This is a genomic window from Lewinella sp. 4G2, from assembly GCF_001625015.1.
Classification (GTDB): Bacteria; Bacteroidota; Bacteroidia; order Chitinophagales; family Saprospiraceae; genus Neolewinella.
Map to the genome: position 1 here is coordinate 2,667,981 of NZ_LVWJ02000014.1, position 18,622 is coordinate 2,686,602.

The window sequence follows — 18,622 nt, forward strand, 5'->3', positions numbered from 1 at the left end:
GCCCCCCGAAACCACGAAGCAAAACCCCGCCCACCTCCGGGCCGAAAAGTACCAAACACATGGCAGAAATTATCCGCATGCCCCGCATGAGCGACACGATGGAAGAAGGCAACATTGTCGACTGGCTCGTAGAAGAAGGCGAGGCCGTAGAACCCGGACAGACCCTGGCCGAAGTCGAAACCGACAAAGCCACCATGGAATTGGATTCTTACTTTGAAGGTGTACTTCTCCACATCGCCGTGAAGGAAGGTGCCGTTCCCATCGACGGAATCATCGCCGTGATCGGTGAGGAGGGAGAAGACTGGAAAGCCGCCATCGAAAGCGCCGGCGATGCCGGTGGGTCGGGAGGCTCCGAAAAGAAAGAAGAAGCGAAGGAAGAGAAGGCGGAGACATCCGCACCCGCCGCCACGAGTGGCTCCGCTTCCGGCGGAAGCGACGACCGCGTCAAGGCCAGCCCGCTTGCTAAAGCCATGGCGAAGGACGCTGGTATCGACCTGTCCACCATCTCCGGAAGCGGAGAGAATGGTCGTATCGTAAAGCGTGACGTTGAGGAAGCCACTTCCTCCAAGCCCGCTCCAGCACCGGCTCCGGCACCCGTGCAGGCAGCCCCAACCGGTTCCGCCGCACCCGCTGCTGCGGCGCCTACACCGGCGGCTAACGTTCCTTCCTTTGCATTTAACGCTGGAGGCGACAACTTCGTGGATACGCCCGTCAGCCAGATGCGGAAGGCCGTTTCTCGTTTGGTCACGAACAGCAAATTCACCGCGCCCCACTTCTACGTAACCGTAGAGATTGCGATGGACAAAGCCTGGGAGTTCCGCAAAAAGATCAACGAAGTAGCACCGGTGAAAATTAGCTTCAACGACCTCGTCGTGAAGGCGTGTGCTACTAATCTACTTAAGCACCCCGTCATCAACTCCAGCTGGCGGGAAGATGCCATTCGGGAAAATAAGGATGTCCACATCTCCGTCGCCGTCGCCATTCCCGATGGCCTCATGATGCCAGTTGTGCGCTACGCCAATATGAAGTCCCTTAGCCAGGTGAATGTAGAGGTGAAGGAACTCGTCGGTCTCGCGAAAGCCCGAAAGCTGGGCAACGACCAGATGACTGGCTCCACCTTCTCTATCTCTAACCTGGGTATGTTCGGCATTGAAGAGTTTACCGCTATCCTCAACCCACCGAACGCCGCCATCATGGCCGTTGGTGGTATCCAGGACAAAGCCGTGGTCCGCGACGGACAGGTCGTCCCCGGTAAAGTCATGAAAGTGACCCTCAGCTGTGACCACCGCGTGGTGGACGGTGCCTCCGCCGCCGCCTTTCTGAACGACGTAAAGGCCAGCCTCGAAAACCCCATCCGCTTGATGGTCTGAGTCTACCCTCAGCTTGATTGATGGACGGGAGTAAGTCCAATCAAAAATCCCCTGACCAATGATCTGGTCAGGGGATTTTTTGTGCCCGTACGGAATGAAGCGGAAACCCGCCAGACATAGCACGCTGACGGCCCACTTCGTATCCTTACTGAATGATCACCTTTCGCACGGCGGCGCCTACGCCATCCGTCACCCGGAGGAAGTACATACCGGAGGGGACATCATTTGCCATTAGCCGGAGGGAACGTTCTCCCGCAGCAGAGCGGCCGGAGAACAGTTGCTGAATCGTCCGCCCGTTCAGGTCAACCAACTCCACGGTAAGGTGGCTCGGTTGTGCCAGGCTGAAGGATATGGCCATTTCACCGGCCGTTGGGTTCGGGCTGACCTCCAGCTTAAGGCGGGCGATCGATTGATCATTCACCGAGGTTTCCAGTTCCTGACCTCCGGGGGTAATCTCCCGATCGAGGAAAAGGTGGTACTCACCGGGAGCCAGGGTAATGCTGGTGGAGGGGCCGCTGGCCGCTACAAATGCATCCTTACCGTAGTCGTACCAATCGCCGGCACTGGGGAACACATTATTCACCGTAACCTCGGTTACGCCAAAGTTACCTAGGAGGACCACCTCGCCGTCGTTACCCCTTAGATTGGCGCTCTTCACGTCGCCGCGGAAGTTGCTGGTCACGATTTCCCCGTGGAAGAAGTCGAAATTGTTCCGCAGGTAATTGAGGTCAGCAATCCAATTGTAAACGTCCTGGCGGTCGGGCTCTTCGCGGTACTCCCATAGGATGGGTTTGTTGTCGAGTTTACAGTCTTCGCTGTCCTGGCCATTGGGGCATTCCCTGAGGCCAAAGTCGTAGCCCAGTTCGCCGAATTGCCACAGCATCTTCGGGCCGGGGAGGGTGTAGAAGAAGGTACTCGCTAGTTCGATGCGGTCGAGGCCGGTAGCCAGCTCGCGTACGTCATAGTCGCCCATCCGGTTGCCGAAGCGCTCGTTCTTGGTCTGCATCCGTTCTTCGTCGTGAGACTCCATGTAGCCCACCAGGTTGAGGCCGCTAAAACCGCGGTTACGGGCCAGGACGGAACCGAGGTCACTTTTCCCGCCTTCATTATAGCCCATTGAGCCTTCCAGGTAATTGTTGTGGGTGCCGGCGCCGGCCCAGAAGTACATGCTGTTGCCGTACTGGCCGAGTTCTTCCTCTTCGCGCTGAGCGGCGAAGTGCTCCATGATCATGATAGCCTGCGGGTCGACGTCCCAAACGTGGTCGGCGTAATCTTTAAGGATAGCGATGCGGCCGGGGTCGTAGGCTGCCCACGCGTCGAAGCTGGTTGTTTCGCGCTGAGTGAACCCTTTGGATAGATCCCACCGGAATCCGTCCAGACGAAATTCCCGCAGCCAGTACTCAGTGGTCACTTTTACGTATTCCTTCGTTAGCGGGCTTTCGTGGTTGAAGTCACTACCGAACGAGAGCGGGTCCTTTGGCGTCACGTTGAAGTAAGGGTTGTCCGCGGCGGGGCGGTTCATGCTCGGGTCCCACCACATCCGCTCGAAGGGGTTTTGGCCGAAGGCGTGGTTGTACACGATGTCGGCGACCACCGCAATGCCGCGTTGGTGGCAGGCATCCACGAAAGCTTTAAGGTCTTCAGGGCTACCGTAGTACTTATCCAGCGCACCGTGGAAACTTGGGTTGTAGCCCCAACTCAGGTTGCCTTCAAATTCATTGATGGGCATCAGTTCGATGACGTTGATACCCAGGCGCTCAAGGTAGTCCAGCGTATCCGTGAGGCTGGTATAGCTGTGGTCTTCCAGGAAATCGCGGATAAGGATCTCGTAGACCACCATGCGGTCCGGATCGGGGCGCTCATAGTCGGCGCTGCTCTGCCACTCGTAATCAGGGCGCTGCCGCCGGTGCCAGGTAAGGATCCCGGACGTCGCCGCCGTGGGGTAGGGAGGGATACCGGCAAAGGTCTCCTCACTGATGAAGGGATCATTGAATGGGTCCAGAATCAATTTACTGAAGGGGTCCGGTTGAAGGATATCGCCGTCAATCAGGAATTGGTACAACAGGTCACCTTCCTCGGGAAGATCGTCTAATTCCACCCAGAACGTGCCACCGTCAATGGACTTGGTCATCCGCGTCGTTGCCGTCGGGGCAAAATTGTTGAAGTTGTGCTGGATGAATACATCGTTCTTGCCAGGAGCGCGCAGCAGGATCATGATGCTACCGTCATCCATTGTGGTAAGACCGGGCTGGAGGCCAGCGGGTGGGTCCGCCACGGTTTGGTCACCCAGTACGAAGGTGACGTAATCGGTAGCGGTATCGCCTTGATAGGTCGTCTCCAAACGGAAAGTGTAAACGTCCAGGCCAGCGGGGATCATAGCGTTGATGTCAAAGCTTGGTTCCGTAGAGATACCCAGGGAGCTGGAGGTGCCGTCGATGAAAACCTGGTGGCGCGCTTCAATGAAGGAGGTGCCCTTAAGGTTAACGATGTCTCCACCTTGCGCACTTACGAGAGCAGAAGACGGTTCGGTAAACATCGTTTCCAAACGCGCCGTAACGGTGAATTCATCCTCCTGAACCTGCCCGTCTGAAGTCGTAGCCACAAAGCGAATGGTATGGTCTCCAGCGGAAGTGAGGATGACGTCGGTACTGAGGGAAGTTCCCGTCGTAGTCTGGACCAGCATCCCGTTATCAAAGACTTCGAGGGTTGCCGCCACGGTGGAACCTAGCTGTACGGGGAGCGGTTTGCCAAGGGCCCACAACTGCTGCTCAGGGTCACCCGTAGCCGTGATACCGAGGACATTACCTCCCTGACTGACGTCGACAAAGATGTCCTGATTGCCGGAGGCCTTCCCCTCCATGCTACCGTCCGCGTTGCGGAAGACGAGGGAGATCTGCTCGATGGCTTCACTAGACGGGACGCCGTAATACTCCCGGATGGTCGGAGAGTAGGTGTAGGTATACTTATTGGGCTCACCGGCGACGGGCGTCATCCGCCAATCTGGATTAGCGACTCCCCACTCGGTGGCCACGTAACGCCAACCTTCCCCCGCATCGGTGATGACCCCGGTATGAACGTAGACGTCACAGTTGCAGTCGGCCAGGCCACCGGTACCCTGAGTTGCATCGAAGGTGATGGTGACGGATTGGTCGTCCGTCGGCGCTGCCGGGTCAGTCGTAACAATTTGTGCCCCAAGGGGAAGGGTGCACAGGAAACAGAAGAGAAGTAAGAGTTTTTGCATGATGGGTTATTGTAATTAGGTGGATCGCCACTCAACGATTTTCAGTCCGGCAGTCATTGAGTGAGCATGAATGGTAAATATAAGGTAGGCCAATGGCTGTCCATAAGTAGGCAGGGCGATTTTCGACACTTAGAAAGCCTACTGACGTATTATGTTCCCATCCAGGTATTAGCGCAGTATGGTATAATGCAGCATCATTCAAAGTTCGAACAATAAATGATAGCAGTACGCCGTCCGGGCTTGGCGTAGTACGATTACGCAACCTACGAAAAGAGAAAGCGCCCACGGCCAGAGGCCGGGGCGCTTTCCCTGATTCAAGATGAGCTGGCGCAAAGGCCGGCTATCTTAAAAGTTGTCGTTGTTACGGCTGATGCGTGGACGACGGCTGGGGCCGTAGTTGTTGTCGTAGCTGCTGCCACCACGCTCGAAGTCGTCTCCGCTGGAACGGTCGTAGCGGTTGCCACGGTCGTAACGGCTGCCGCCTTCGTTGTCATCAAAACCGCCGCGTCCGCCGCGATCGTAACGGCTGCCGCCGCCACCGCCGCCGCCGCGGTCGTAACGTCCGCCACCACCGGAGCCGCCACGGTCGTAACCGCCGCCGCCGCCGCGTCCGCCGCGATCGTAGCCACCGCCGCCACCGGAGCCGCCACGGTCGTAACCGCCGCCGCCGCGTCCGCCGCGATCGTAGCCACCGCCACCACCGCCGCCGTAGCCGCCACCGCCGCGTCCACCGCGATCGTAGCCGCCACCGCCGCCGCCGCCACGGTAACCGCCGCCGCCACCGCCGCCGCGGTAGCCACCGCCACCACCGCCGCCGTAGCCGCCGCCGCCACCACCGTAGCCGCCACGGCCACCGCCGCCGCCACCACCGCCTTGGCGATCGTTTTCTTTTACAACAATTGTCCGACCGTCGAGGTCAGATTGGTCAAGGGCTTCAATGGCCGCTTTTGCTTCCTCGTCGTTGGGCATTTCTACGAAGCCGAAACCGCGTGAACGTCCGGTTTCCCGATCGAGGATGATTTTTACTGATTCTACCTCACCGTACGCGCTGAACGTGTTTTGCAGGGTGTCTTCATCAGTATCCCAGCTCAGCCGGGCGACAAATAAATTCATAACTAAAAATGAAAAGGGATAAGAAAAAAGGATGATGATTGTACAAAGCGGAAAAGTCAACAAAGCGACTACAGTCGGAAACCAAAAGATGAAAAATTCAATCTCAAGACGAAAACCTTCTAAACTCCGCAAATACTATTAATGTGATAACAAAATTGAACCAACAAGTTTGAAATACAACGGCGAAAATAGACTAATCCTGCTGAAATCGCCGGATTGTTTCGGATTCTCACGTTTTTCTCTTATGTCTTAGTGATTCCTTAACGCTTTATCCACCAATTTCGGATAGCAACCAATCGCTGCTTTTCCGTCCTAAGGCGGTGGATTTATCCCAACCGATCCTCCGCTGGCACCTGCGGCAGCGCCCAAATCTATTGCTGTGCTGACTACCTTGGCGACTATGCGAAATCTCCTGTACTTGCTACTAATGGTAGTTGCCACTGCCTGCGCAGAATATGTGAATACTGAACCAGCCACCCTGCCACCGGCTATCCTCCAACTGCAACAAGAATTTGCCCCGGATAAACGCACGGATCGAGTCGCCATTTCTCTTGAGAACGATACGCTCACCGGGTATACGACCAGGCGCGATGCGGCCGCTAACTTGCGAGAAGTTGCGGCCGAAAATGGCTATCACTACGCCGTAAGGACGCTGCCAGCTGAAGAACTAGCCGACACAACTTTTGGCGTGGTCCGAGTAGCCACCGCCAACCTCCGCAGCCAGCCAGGCCACAGCCAGGAACTGGCTACCCAGGCACTGTACGGTACGCCACTACAAGTGCTGGATAAACAGGATGATTGGTACCTCGTCCGCACCCCCGATCGCTACCTCGCGTGGCTGGAAGAGGGGGCCTTCCGGCGAATGACCAAACCGAAATTCAAGGACTACCTTAATACGCTAGACCTGATCTATACCGGAAAGTCAAGCGCCGCCGTAGACGCCGAAGGAAACACGCTGGCGGTAATTCGCCCGGGCGCCGTGCTGCCCAATCTCAACCGCATTCAACAGCAGCAGTATTTTGTGGATATGAATGGTCAGAAGGCTACGTTAACCGCCGAACGAGTAGCCGGAAGAAGTCTTCCTTCGGCGGAAATGCCAAACGTCGAAGACCTCCTCAAAACCGCCACCACCTTCAACGGCCAGCCCTACCTCTGGGGAGGGACGAGCGAGAGCGGCTTGGACTGCAGCGGATTCACCAAACTCACCTACCAATTGAATGGCTACGTCATACCGCGCGACGCCAGCCAACAGGTACACGCGGGAATCGCCGTGACGGAAGACGACGACGAGCTACAACGCGGCGATCTGCTCTTCTTCGGGAAACTACGCGAGGACGGCAGCGAACGCATTACCCACGTCGGTTTCTACCTGGGCGACGGACGGTTTCTCCACGCCGGCGCGGACAACGGGCAAATCCAGGAAAACAGCCTGATTGAAGGCGCACCCAATTTTAGTAGGCACCGGCTTAATTCTCTGCTGCGCGCCAGGAGGTTGACGCCAGGGTCGCCCGGTGTCGTTCCCCTACGCAAGGCTTTTGAAAATTTGTTAAACGAAGGGTAGGGCAGGTTTGGCCCGAAAGGATGCACGTGTCTTCGTGGGAGATTCCGCTAAACCAGATCCTCTTCGCTGTAGCCCCGACCAAGTGGTTCAGGGTTCCGTTGCGGGCGCCCAAATTTCCGATCGTCGTAATTATCTCTGAGGTCGGGTAGGGGCTCCAAATGATCTTCTTCGCGGGGGTGGGAATCTTCCGGGTCCGCTAGTGGCCCGTAGATGCTCAGGCCCTGCATGGCGACGCCAATGCCCCAGCCCAGTGCGGGCCAGATCCACCATCCGCCGCCGGTAAGAAAGGTGCTGATCACAAAAAACATGAAGACCATCACGAGGTAGGTCCTCAGATGGCGGCGGAATTCCAGCTTCTTTTCTGGTAAGGTCTTGTCTTCAAACTTCTTGCGGTGGTCGCGGCGGGACATAGGCTGCAGGTGTTCTGGTAGCTAGATGCAATTTAAGGGGAAACTGTTCTTGCCGCCAGCCAAAAAATTGGGTTACAACCGGGCAATGACCGTCTTGTTGCCCTTCACCTTCTGGTTGAGATCAACTTCCAACTGCGTTCCCAGTGGCAGAAAGATATCCACTCGGCTACCGAATTTGATGAAACCAAAGTCTTCTCCCTGCCGTACAGTTTGGCCAACTTCCAGGTAATTTTTAATGCGTTTGGCGAGCGCACCGGCGATCTGCCGTAGCAAAATTTGCGTCGTTCCGTTATCAATTACTACGGTCGTCCGTTCGTTTTCGGTACTACTTTTTGGGTGCCAGGCCACGAGGTATTTACCGGGGTGGTAGGCGTTGTAAACCACCTCGCCACCGATGGGATTCCGGTTAACGTGCACATTCACGGGAGACATGAAAATGCTGACCTGTAGACGCCGTTCCTTAAAGTATTCAGGTTCTTCAGCTTCCTCGATTACCACCACTTTGCCGTCGGCCGGGGCGTAAATAATATTATCATCTTCCACGGGGACGAGCCGCCGCGGGTTCCGGAAAAACTGCAGGATGATCAGGAAGAAAACGAAGAGTACGCCAGCTACAATCCAACCTACGTGCGGGATAAAGTAGAAAGCGATGGCCGTCAGTGCGGTCAGGATCGCGAGCGTCACCGTCAACATGCGGCGTCCCTCTTTGTGGATGCGGAAAGGTAGTTTCAAAATGTTTGCTGGTTAGGAAGCGCAAATATAACGCGAGAAGCAGGCGAACGTTCTAGGTAGGGGAGCTAGATTTCGTCTGGCGCATTATATGTCTGGTTATGGTCCAAGTCCAAGAGTGAAAATTCATTAGGTAGTCTGTTTTTGGCGCTGCCGCGGGTGCGGGGGAGGTGGGGCCTGCGGCGCAAAACCTGGGGGTTAAGAAGAACGCTGGTGCCTCCGGCGATTGCAGCGGAGAACTGGAGTCGGTGGAGGTCTTCAGGATATCGGTGGGCCCAATTTACCCCTACCTACATGGTAACGCTTGTTTCGCAGGAGTAAAGGAGCAAGGGAGAACCAGAGAATAGAAGGATAAACCCGTAAGAGAGATGATCTGCGAATCTGAACTTACGTATCATGATCAAGCACACGCCTTTTCTGAAAGTGACACTATTAAGATGACAAAAGACTATAATCCGCTGTAAAATGTTTTGTTATCCGCGTTCATTAGCGAAATAATGAAATATATTTTGTTTGAAACTTGATTTACGTGTTTGAAAGTGTTAGATTTGTTGTGTCAACAGCGGTAATCAAACATGGAGTTAGAAATCTTAACGAGCAAGCGGGGCACCAGAGTTATTCGAGCCACCCAACTTCACCGGGCTCTCGGTCTGAACGATAGCCATTATCAGGCCAATGTAAAGCAATGGCTGAAGGACGTCTACGAATTCACTGACGGGATCCGTCGACCCGAAGGGCTGAAGGACTACGCCCGCTCCCAGAAAACGAAGGGTCAGCTTTTTCAGGAGTACTACCTCCAGGTAGAATTGGGTAAGCTCATCGCCTTAAGTACGCGTAGCAAGGTGAAGCAAGCCCTTGCCAACAAGTTGAGTAAAGAGCAAACGGTCTACCCAGACCAGGTTACGCTTAGTACTACGGAAACCCTCGCCCTACTGGAGGAAACCAAAGCCATGGCCCGCATCAGCTGCCAACAGGCAGCCGAAAAGCGCCACGCCGCCCATTTTGCTTCCCGCCGGGGTTCGCAGGATTACTGGCAACACTTCCGCTGCGAACAAGTCGTAAAGACCACCATGGCCAGCCTACGAGATAAATTGAGTGCAAAGAAGATCAAAACCACCACGGGCCAACAACTCCGCGATCTGCTGTTGAGGCTGGACCCACTGGAAACCATCCGAATCGGTATCGTCGATCACTACGCCGCCAAGGGTAATAGCATGCCCTACGCACAGCAAATGGGCGAACTGGCCAAAAGCTTCGCCCAGGAGCTCCACCTTGAAGTAGTAGACGACCGCCGCGGTGACCTACTTTTCGCCCCCGCCGTGGATGCGCAGATCATCAGTAAAATGCAGCGGGCTTAAGCATCAAATAGGCAGCGTAGCGGCGTGGCACATCAACGTAAATCAGCGGGTAAAGACAACCTCGTCGACGGTTCAGGACTTTAGCAATCAGTTTTGCTTGCTATCACCCCCCGTCCATGAAACTCATTCTCGCTTCCAAATCTCCCCGCCGCTCCGAATTGCTTACGAAGGCGGGCATCCCTTTCACCATCCGTACGGCCGACACCGAAGAGATCTATCCCGACACGTTAGACGTGCTGGAAGTAGCCCCCTACCTCGCCAAGCTAAAGGCTGACGGCGCTAAGCACCTGCTCCAAAACGAGGACGAACTTCTGCTCACCGCCGATAGCGTCGTTATCCTCAACGGAAAGATCTACGGCAAACCTAAGGACCGCGCCGACGCCATCGCTACCCTCCACCAACTCTCGGGCCAACAACACACCGTTGTGACCGGCTGCTGCCTGATGGATGGCACCCGCCACGAAGTATTCAGTGGCGTATCCGAAGTCTACCTCAATGAAATGACCGATCGCGAAATCGAGAAATATGTCGACGTCTACGAACCTTACGACAAAGCTGGTTCCTACGCCATCCAGGAGTGGGTGGGCCTGGCCAAGATTCACCGCATTGAGGGGACCTACCCCAACATCATGGGCCTACCGGTAGACCTTGTCTACGAACGCTGGATCAACTGGGACAGATAGAGTAAAGAAGGGGATCGAATCAGCCAGCCTATCTCATCCGGACGGTTCGTTTGTCCGCTCAACGGCCGGTACCTTCTTAGGGAAACAGGAGTTTAGTCCTCCTCCGAATAAAGCTCAAGGTCGACCAGAAAGCGTTCGTCGTCGATGCGCAGCTCCTTCACCTTGTTCTTGCCAGGCAGTTTCTGCCAGTCTGGGGTCGCCTCCACGCGAAGGGAACGGTTCCCGGAAATAAGTTGGACGGGCATCGTCAGGGCCGCATCATCGGCCACCAAACGGTACTCAGCCGTATTTCCATTTTGCCGCACCTCCACGACGGGAACGTTAGGATGGCGGAGATACTGATTGAAAAATGGTCTCAGATCTCGCTTGGTGTACTGAGAGAAGTAGTCCACTACCTGTTCGGTACTGACGATACTCCGGATATTATCCTGATAGAAGCTACGGAGCATCCCGAAGAAGAGCGCATCATCGTTGATCACCCCCCGCAGTGTATGGAGCATCCAGGCACCTTTGTAGTAGTGGTCTGATCCAGCGAAATCCTGAAAGTTGACGCCGAGTGGTCCCAGCATCGGCCCTTCGTTTTTAATGAACGGGCGTTGCGTCATCAGGTAGCGGCGGGCGTCGGCTTCTCCGTAACGGTACTCCACATAAAGGGCCTCCATGTAGGTGGTGAAGCTTTCGTGGATCCACATCTCCGCGTGGTCCGCTACGCTGATGGAATTACCGAAGTACTCGTGGCCGGTTTCGTGGATGATGATATAGTCCCAGTCCATATCCCGGGGGATGAGCCCGCCGAGGTAGCCCCGCATGTACCGGTTTCCGTAGGCGATGCCGCTCTGGTGCTCCATTCCGAGGTATGGGGTCTCGATGAGGGCGTAGCCATCTTCCCAGAAGGGATACTTCCCGAAGTAGTGTTCGTAGGCAGCCAGCATCTTATCAACCTGCTTGAATTGCTCGCGGGCAATCTCTTCGTTGTAATCCAGCACGTAGTAATCCAGTGCCAACTCCTCACCATCGAAGCTTTTGTAGGTGTCCGAGAAGTGTACGTAGGAGCCGATGTTCAGGCTGATGTTGTAATTGTTGATGGGGTAGGAGACGAACCAATCGTACCGCTTCTGGTAACGGTTGTCCAACTCCACCTCTTCCCGCAGGTTCCCGTTGCTGGCCACGTACAAACGCTTGGGAACCGTAACGCTGACGAGCATCGAATCCGGTTCATCACTCAAGTGATCTTTATTAGGCCACCAGAGGCTCGCTCCGGCCCCTTCGCAGGCGACGCCGATCCAGGTGCGGTCCTTTTTATCGAGCTTCCAGACGAAGCCACCATCCCAGGGGGCGTTCTTTGCTTCCGTAGGTCGGCCACCGTAATAAATGGTCATTCTACGGAGGACGCCATCGCTTTGTTGGCGGTTAGGGAGATCAACGAAGATCGCGTCCTCCACCCGGTCGTAGGCTAACATCCTACCGCCCTGCATGATGCTGTCCACCTGCATGTTGCGGTAGAGATCCAGTTGAATCCGGCTGGTGGGTTCCAGTACGAGGTAATCCATCTCTACCCGTCCTTCGATCGAGCGTTCATTGGTGTTTACCTCCAGGTGTAGTTCGTAGTAGGTGACGTCGAAGCTCGTCCGCTCGGGGCGCAGGGCACCGCGTAGGGTATCCGCCAAACTAAAGTGGTGGTGGTTGAAATAATCCTGGTGATCTTGACCACTCAGGGTCACGGCCAGGAAAAGCAAGAGACCAGTAACGTAGAATCGCAAGTTTAGGAAGCCGGGCATATCAATCAGTTGTAGCGGTTACTGAGCGAAGGGCCGCGGGCTGGCTACCGCTCGATCGGGAGAGGGTTACGGCAAAATTTACGGGCGAATGCTCTTCGCTTGGCGGCTATCATTCAGCCAGTTCTGAACGGCCGGGCACGCCTCGTACCGTTCGTCAATACTCACGAAGGTAGAATTAATGCGTTCTTCGATCCAGTCACTCAAGTAGGATTGTTGTTTGGCCTGGATGGTCGCCTGCTGAATCTTGGAATAATCCTGCTTCAGCGTCGCCCGGTGGGGAGAGGTTTGGCTCTGTAGTTGAACGATGCGTAGCAGCTTGTCGCCGGTCGGGCTTCTGAATTCGAGTACGTCGCTCACGTCACCAATCTTCATGTCGTCAATGGCAAAGTATACATCCGGGTCGAGGTCACCAATTTCGAAGAAGGTGTTGCCACTCTTGTTGTTGGTCATCCGGCCATCGTTGTTGTAGCTCTGTACTTTGTCGAACCCGAAGCGTTTTACACCGTAACTGAAGTTGATCGTATCTACCCGAATGAGTTCGGCGATGCTATCGAGGCGGGAGCGGGCTGCTTCCACGTCGCTATCCTTCACTTCTGGTCGGATCAGGATGTGGCTTACGCGGATGGTATTACCGCGCCGTTCCTTTAGCTTAATAAGGTGGTAGCCAAATTCGGACTCCACAACCCCGCTCATTTCGCCGGGGTTCAGGTTGTAAGCAGCCGCTTCAAATTCGGGAACGAACTTGCCACGCTTCGTCCAACCCAAATCGCCACCGCCCTGGGCGGAACCGTCCTGGCTGTAGCGCTTGGCGGCATCTTCAAAAGTGGTGGCACCAGTATTGATGTCTTTGGCAATCTCTTCCAGTTTAGCGACGGTCGCCGCTCGCGTTTCCTCGTTGGCTTCCGGCTTGATGGCAATCTCGCCAACTTCCACTTCCGCGTTGAAGTAGGGCAGACTATCCTGCGGGATCTCGGCGAAGAACTTCTTCACTTCCGACGGCGTCACGGTTACCTCCCGCACTACGGAACCACGGATGCGCTCAACGGCTAGCTGTTCTCGTAAGTCTTCCCGGAATTGTTCCTTCGTCGCCGTGATGGACTGCCCGTAGTAGTCCTCAAACTGATTGATGTCACCACCCATGTAGGAAAGGATACGGTCGATACGTGCATTCAATTGGTTCTCCACCTCAGAGTCGGATACTTCGATACTGTCCAATTTGCTCTGGTTGTACAGGAGCTTGCCGACCAATATCTGATCCAGGATATTGCACCGCGCCTCGGCGGGCAAATCGTTGTTCGACTGGCTGGCGGCCAACGCAAACTGCTCTTCGACGTCAGAAAGAAGTACGTATTCACCCCCGACGCGCGCAATGACCTGATCGATCACCGTAGACTGTGCCGTCAGACCAGCGCTCATTAAGGTTGCCAGCAGGAGGGAGAGAACGAGAGAAATAGCTTTCATAAAGGCGGGTTCTAATCGGGCGCAAAGGTAGCCCGCACGAAAGTATTCGGGAGCGGGCCTACAGGGTAGACACTACCGATGGCGGTACGGTTGGTCAGTTACCCGTCCACACCTTACTTGAGGGGAAAGGTTTCAATGTTTTTCTTGCGCAATTCACGCTGGTAGATATCCTCGCGGGCGGCTTCCAGTACGTCCAGTTTACGGTTTTGCAGGATCATCGCTCTGGCCTGATCCTCTACGTAGCTGAGGGGAGCAACCTCTAGCCGGGGCTTCACCTCGAGGAGACGGAAGTAAAAGCGGAAACCGCCCTCCTGCAGAGAGAATTCCTGCTTGTTGTTGATGTTGCTCGCCGTGAGCTCCCCCGGGGGAAGTTGGGCGGCGATCTCATCCAAACTGTACCACGCATCCTGATCAAGTAAAGAAACCTCTGCGAAGCGTTCTGAGTAGTTCTTGAGCGCTAGCGTATCGGTGATTTTCCCGTTGTTCCACAGCGCCTGGAGTTCCTCTTCCTCCTGAATGGGGTAGGGTACGCGCAGCAGCAAACAGCGCACAATCGGTCGTTCCAATAGGTAGCGTTGCTTATTGGCCTCGTAGTAGTCGTTCAATTCCCCGTAGGACACGTTGCTGTCAATCCGACTCTCGATCAGGAACTCCTCGTAGTGGCTGCTCACGAGGCTGGCCCGGTAGTCGCGCACCAGACGGTCGATGTTTAGATCCGGCGGCAGGTTGCGTTCGGCTTCCCATTCCAGCGAAGCGGTCTTCGTCCAGCGGGAGGTAAACGATTGCACGATCACCATACTATCCTCGCGGGTGGCTCCGGCGGGGAACATCCCGTCCAAATCCGATAAGCGTAGCTCCTTTTGGTGTACGCGCGCCAGCAGGCGGTCGTCATTCGTTTCGTCGGCGCTGCCGCAGGATGCCAGGCAAAGGGTGGTAATCAGGACCCAACCAAGCGCTAAAGACCGGCCCATTAGCGGATGATCTTGTTCAGCACTTTCTTATTGATCTTCACCGGGTAGGCGTCCCGCAACTCGGCCACCCAGCGGCGCTCGAGTTCGTCCTGGTAATCGGCGATCACGTAGCCACGGGCTTCGTCCAATTTCTTTGGAGCAGTCGGCAGAAGCTTTTCTACCTTATAGAAAGTGGCTACGCCTTCGCGCAGGTCGTTCTTCATGACGCTCACGCTGCCGACCTCCGGCTTGAGGTTTTCCATTTGGTCGAGGCGGTCGTATTCGTACCGGTCCGTTTCAGTGGTCACCTTGTCCTTACCGAAGCGGTACTGCACCTTGGCCGGTGCACTGTTCTTGGCCATCGTCATTACTTCGTTGACGTCCACCCCTGATTTGGTGTCGACCGTATAGCGAGTGACTTCCGCGCGCGGCTTCCAGTTGTAGTCACCACGGTTCGCTTCGTAGAAGGCCAGCAGGCCGACGGTGTCTTCACTAGCCTTGTCCCAAACTTCCATTTTGGTAGCTTCGAAGAGCAGTATGCCTTCCCGGTACTCCCGCATGAGGGCAGCAAACTCCGGGTAATCCAATTCCAGTCGGCTTTCGGCGTAGCGGACGAGTTCTTCGTCGATCCAGTCGTTGTACAGTTTTGTCGCTACGGTGGTCGGCGTAGCTCCCTGATTCCGTGCCAGGCTGATGCGTTGGCGGTTGTTGCGGAGCAGGTACTGCTGGAAGTCCGCTACGGTTGCCGTTTGGCCACCCTGCATCTTGTAGAGTACGGCGTTGTTCGTCACCTCCTCCGGCTGCCAACGGGCGCTGGCAAATTTGACAGGGTCAAGCGAAGTCGTGAATGCCCGGAAGGCGGCGGCGTCTTCCTCCAATTTAGCTTCGGCGCGGGTACGTTTCAGTAATGTGCGTTTGGCCTGGGTGAAACGTGGGTCAGCTTTGACCTTGGCTTCCAGCGTGGGGCGCACCTCATCGAGGCTGAGTTGTGGCTTCCGGCTGATCCGGCGAATGAGGTGGTAGCCGGCCTTGGTTTCCACGACGTCGCTTACCTGTCCGTCACGGCTCAGGGAGAAGGCGGCGGCTTCGAAAGCAGGGTCGTAAAAGTTGATGCCGAAGTACCCGAGGTAGCCGGCGTTGTCCTTGCTCTGGCTGTCTTCGGAGTAGTCCTTGGCCACCTTGCCAAAATCCTCGCCGGCTTTCAGTTTAGCCTGGGCTTCGGTGATCTTCGCCGGAACACCAGTGTTCGTTGCTCCTTCCTGTTTGCGGACGAGGATGTGGCCAACTTCCATTTCCCCGTAGGCCTTACGCTCGGAGTGTTTGATGGCCAGGTGGTAGCCACCCTGAGTTTGAACTGGGCCTATTACCTGACCGGTCTTCGCACCGTATAGGGCCCGCTCCAGTGCGTAGAGCCCCCGGGGGAGGGGAGCGCTTACGAAACCGATGCGGCCGCCCTTGTCTTTACTGTACTTATCGTCGCTGTATTCCTTGGCCATGACGCCAAAGTTGCCGGCGGTGACGGAAGGTTTCAGGTCCGCCACTTTCCGGTACAGGGCCAGAGTATCCTCCGGGGTAGGATTTCCTTTGAAGGCGAAGAAGATGTGGGAGAATTCCACGTCCTTCTTTTGGTGCTCGTAGAGCTCCTCAACGAGCTTGTCGGTTACCTGACGGTCCACGATGTAGTTGTCGGCCAGTTGGCGGCGGTAGCCTTCGAGCTCGCGTTGGAGGTCAGCGACCGTATCAAGGCCCATGTCGTGGGCGCGGGCCACCTTGAGCTTGAAGCGCTCGTAGAGGTCCAGGTATTCCATGACGCTGGCCTTGCTGAAATCAGCCTCTTCTTGGTTGCTCTTAGCGTAGATGTACTTGAACTCGCCGGCCGTAACTTCCTTTCCGTCAACGGTAAAGAGAATGTCAGTGTCGGCTTGGGCAAATAGGGGAGTGGCCACCGCTGCGACGAGCAGGGTGAAAAGTAATTGAGTAAGGGGCTTCATACGGAGCGAAAAGTTCATTCAGGGGGCTAGTCCGGCAGCGTAGCCGGGCGATAGTCAATTATGCGCAAAACTAACACTTTCGGGGGGCTTGATATTGTTTTCGGGCAGCACTGGTTTGGCTGTTACCCCACGGTAGAGTGGGAGATGGGCCATCTATTGATGGGGTATCGTCGTCCTAGCGTTCCATCTTTTATTTGGCGCGATCCATGGGGCTAGATGTATCCTCCGTGCTGCACACTGTCCTTTCCCTGGCACCCGCGGCAGCGCCCCGTAAAAAGTCTCGCACGTAAGGAAGATTGCCAAGATTTCTTAAGGATCTCAAAAAGGCCACGTGGGGGAGGTTAAACTGATTTTAAACGGCGGCTAATGCTGGGTGGCCCGCGGTAAAGGACGGAAATTAGGGAGACTTAAATACCTAGCCATGCAACGATTACCCCTATTTCTCCTGCCCCTCATTTTACTGCTTACGGGATGTTCCATTCAGGACCAGGTCGCCAACCGCGAAGAGCGACTCGTCGGTACCTGGATTATCGACAAAGCTGTATTCGATGAGGACGGCGCCCTTTTTAACGACAACATCACGGACGAATTCATTGGCGACGAGATGACCTTTTACCCCGATGGCACCGTCGAATACGTGACCAACAGCGGCCGCTATTTCTCCGGCCCCTGGTTCATCGACGCGGCCCGCGATCTGGACGATGACCTGGAATTCTGGATCGATATCGATTTCTTCCTCGACAGCGGCGTGCTCGCCTTCCGCTGGTCCGGCACCATCGCGCGGCTGAACAACAACAATTTCAACCTGAACGTCTCGGAAGTGGATGGAACGCTGCGGATGAAGTGGGATAAGATTTAGTCGGGTAGTCGGGTAGTACGCACTACCCGACTACCCGACTACGCTACTACAATACTATCCGTACCTTCGCGCCATGAGTAAAAACAACACGATTCTTTCCGGTATCCAGCCCACGGGCAAGCTTCATTTTGGTCGCTATTTTGGAGCCGTTGAGAATTGGAAGCGCCTGCAGGAAGACTACGATTGCCTCTACATGGTCGTGAACTACCACGCCATGACGATGCCCTTTACCGGTAAGAAATTGGCCGAGGAGAGCTGGAATCTTTGTTTCAACCTGATGGCCTGCGGCATCAAGCCGGAGAACATATTTATTCAGAGCCTCGTGCCCGAGCACACCGAACTGAACTGGATCCTGAACTGCTTCACGAGTTACGGGCAACTCACCCGCATGACCCAGTTCAAGGACAAGAGCTCGCGGAACGAGGAGCTAGGCGACCAGGGATTTATTTCCGGCGGGCTATTCACTTATCCCGTATTGCAAGCTGCGGATATTCTTATTTACAAGGCGGGGATCGTGCCGGTTGGAAAGGACCAGGAGCAGCACCTGGAGCTGAGCCGTAACATCGCCCAACGCTTCAATAATTTTGCTGGCAAGGAATTCTTCCCCATCCCCGAGGGGCTCTACACCAAGGTCAAAAAGGTCATGAGCACCGCGGACCCCAACCGCAAAATGAGCGCCAGCCTTGGCGACAAGCACAACATCGACGTGTTTGCCGACGAGAAGCGCATTCGCAAGCAGATCGGTTCCGCCGTCACGGATAGTGGTACGGGCGCTGACGCGGGTGCGATGTCCGTAGGGGTAGCCAACCTGTTCAGCCTCCTCGAAGCCAGTGGCCGGGCGGATGCCCACGCTTCCCTCCTGCTCGACTACGAAGCGGGTAGCCTGAAGTACGCCGACCTCAAGCACGAGGTTGCCAACGGACTGGTAGCGATTTCCAGCGAGATCCGCGAAAACCTGGAGGAACTGAAGAAGGACCGCAAAGCCGTCAAGAACCAGATCAAGCAATCCTCGTTTGAGATCCGCAAGCGGGCCCAGGCCACGCTCAAGGAAGTGAAGGACATTTGTGGTTTGATGAACGTCCGTATGTAGGAAGGCCAATCCTAAGCTCCCGAAAACC

14 protein-coding genes are annotated in these 18,622 nt (G+C 55.6%); 6 read left to right on the top strand and 8 right to left on the bottom strand.

All coding sequences use genetic code 11. The features are described from left to right. The first annotated feature begins 59 nt into the window (after nucleotides 1-59). On the top strand, nucleotides 60-1,370 hold the full coding sequence (locus A3850_RS11160; protein WP_068216528.1) for a dihydrolipoamide acetyltransferase family protein: 1,311 nt from the start codon (nucleotides 60-62) through the stop codon (nucleotides 1,368-1,370). 145 nt (nucleotides 1,371-1,515) lie between these two features. Here the strand turns inward: A3850_RS11160 and A3850_RS11165 are convergent, their stop codons facing one another. Then, a complete protein-coding gene (locus A3850_RS11165; protein ID WP_068216530.1) occupies nucleotides 1,516-4,611 on the bottom strand; it encodes an alpha-amylase family glycosyl hydrolase in 3,096 nt (1,031 codons plus the stop codon). 345 nt (nucleotides 4,612-4,956) lie between these two features. Continuing rightward, nucleotides 4,957-5,724 carry an RNA-binding protein gene (locus A3850_RS11170; RefSeq protein ID WP_076639942.1) on the bottom strand — a complete coding sequence of 256 codons (768 nt, stop codon included), beginning with the start codon at nucleotides 5,722-5,724 and terminating at the stop codon, nucleotides 4,957-4,959. Between the two features lie 400 nt (nucleotides 5,725-6,124). Between A3850_RS11170 and A3850_RS11175 the strand changes: the two genes are divergently transcribed. Beyond that, nucleotides 6,125-7,285: a C40 family peptidase gene (locus A3850_RS11175; RefSeq protein WP_082921762.1), complete on the top strand. Its 1,161-nt coding sequence runs from the start codon at nucleotides 6,125-6,127 to the stop codon at nucleotides 7,283-7,285. A 47-nt stretch (nucleotides 7,286-7,332) separates the two neighbouring features. Here A3850_RS11175 and A3850_RS11180 read toward each other — a convergent pair whose 3' ends face one another. Both A3850_RS11180 and A3850_RS11185 read right to left on the bottom strand, forming a co-directional pair. Next, on the bottom strand, nucleotides 7,333-7,695 hold the full coding sequence (locus A3850_RS11180; RefSeq protein ID WP_068216534.1) for a 2TM domain-containing protein: 363 nt from the start codon (nucleotides 7,693-7,695) through the stop codon (nucleotides 7,333-7,335). Between the two features lie 72 nt (nucleotides 7,696-7,767). Further along, nucleotides 7,768-8,427, bottom strand: coding sequence for a phosphatidylserine decarboxylase family protein (locus A3850_RS11185; RefSeq protein ID WP_157501069.1), 660 nt, complete (start codon nucleotides 8,425-8,427; stop codon nucleotides 7,768-7,770). Between the two features lie 572 nt (nucleotides 8,428-8,999). Here A3850_RS11185 and A3850_RS11190 point away from each other — a divergent pair. Both A3850_RS11190 and A3850_RS11195 read left to right on the top strand, forming a co-directional pair. Next, a complete protein-coding gene (locus A3850_RS11190) occupies nucleotides 9,000-9,782 on the top strand; it encodes a hypothetical protein (RefSeq protein WP_068216537.1) in 783 nt (260 codons plus the stop codon). 116 nt (nucleotides 9,783-9,898) lie between these two features. Next, complete coding sequence (locus A3850_RS11195; RefSeq protein WP_068216539.1) at nucleotides 9,899-10,465, top strand: Maf family nucleotide pyrophosphatase; 567 nt, start codon at nucleotides 9,899-9,901, stop codon at nucleotides 10,463-10,465. Between the two features lie 92 nt (nucleotides 10,466-10,557). Here the strand turns inward: A3850_RS11195 and A3850_RS11200 are convergent, their stop codons facing one another. The 4 genes from A3850_RS11200 to A3850_RS11215 form a co-directional block, all read right to left on the bottom strand. Next, nucleotides 10,558-12,243: a M1 family metallopeptidase gene (locus A3850_RS11200; RefSeq protein ID WP_068216541.1), complete on the bottom strand. Its 1,686-nt coding sequence runs from the start codon at nucleotides 12,241-12,243 to the stop codon at nucleotides 10,558-10,560. Nucleotides 12,244-12,321: 78 nt separating this feature from the next. Further along, a complete protein-coding gene (locus A3850_RS11205; protein ID WP_068216544.1) occupies nucleotides 12,322-13,704 on the bottom strand; it encodes a peptidylprolyl isomerase in 1,383 nt (460 codons plus the stop codon). Nucleotides 13,705-13,817: 113 nt separating this feature from the next. Next, on the bottom strand, nucleotides 13,818-14,675 hold the full coding sequence (locus A3850_RS11210; protein ID WP_068216546.1) for a peptidylprolyl isomerase: 858 nt from the start codon (nucleotides 14,673-14,675) through the stop codon (nucleotides 13,818-13,820). Then, the gene (locus A3850_RS11215; protein WP_068216548.1) at nucleotides 14,675-16,645 is read right to left on the bottom strand and encodes a peptidylprolyl isomerase; all 1,971 of its coding nucleotides are present in this window, start codon (nucleotides 16,643-16,645) and stop codon (nucleotides 14,675-14,677) included. Before A3850_RS11215 ends, A3850_RS11210 begins: the two co-directional genes overlap by 1 nt. A 421-nt stretch (nucleotides 16,646-17,066) precedes the next feature. Between A3850_RS11215 and A3850_RS11220 the strand changes: the two genes are divergently transcribed. Together A3850_RS11220 and trpS are read left to right on the top strand one after the other, a co-directional pair. Next, nucleotides 17,067-17,504 (top strand): hypothetical protein, encoded by a 438-nt coding sequence (locus A3850_RS11220; RefSeq protein WP_068216550.1) that lies wholly within the window; start codon nucleotides 17,067-17,069, stop codon nucleotides 17,502-17,504. A 73-nt stretch (nucleotides 17,505-17,577) separates the two neighbouring features. After that, a complete protein-coding gene (trpS, locus tag A3850_RS11225) occupies nucleotides 17,578-18,594 on the top strand; it encodes a tryptophan--tRNA ligase (protein WP_068216552.1) in 1,017 nt (338 codons plus the stop codon). Nucleotides 18,595-18,622: the final 28 nt, after the last annotated feature.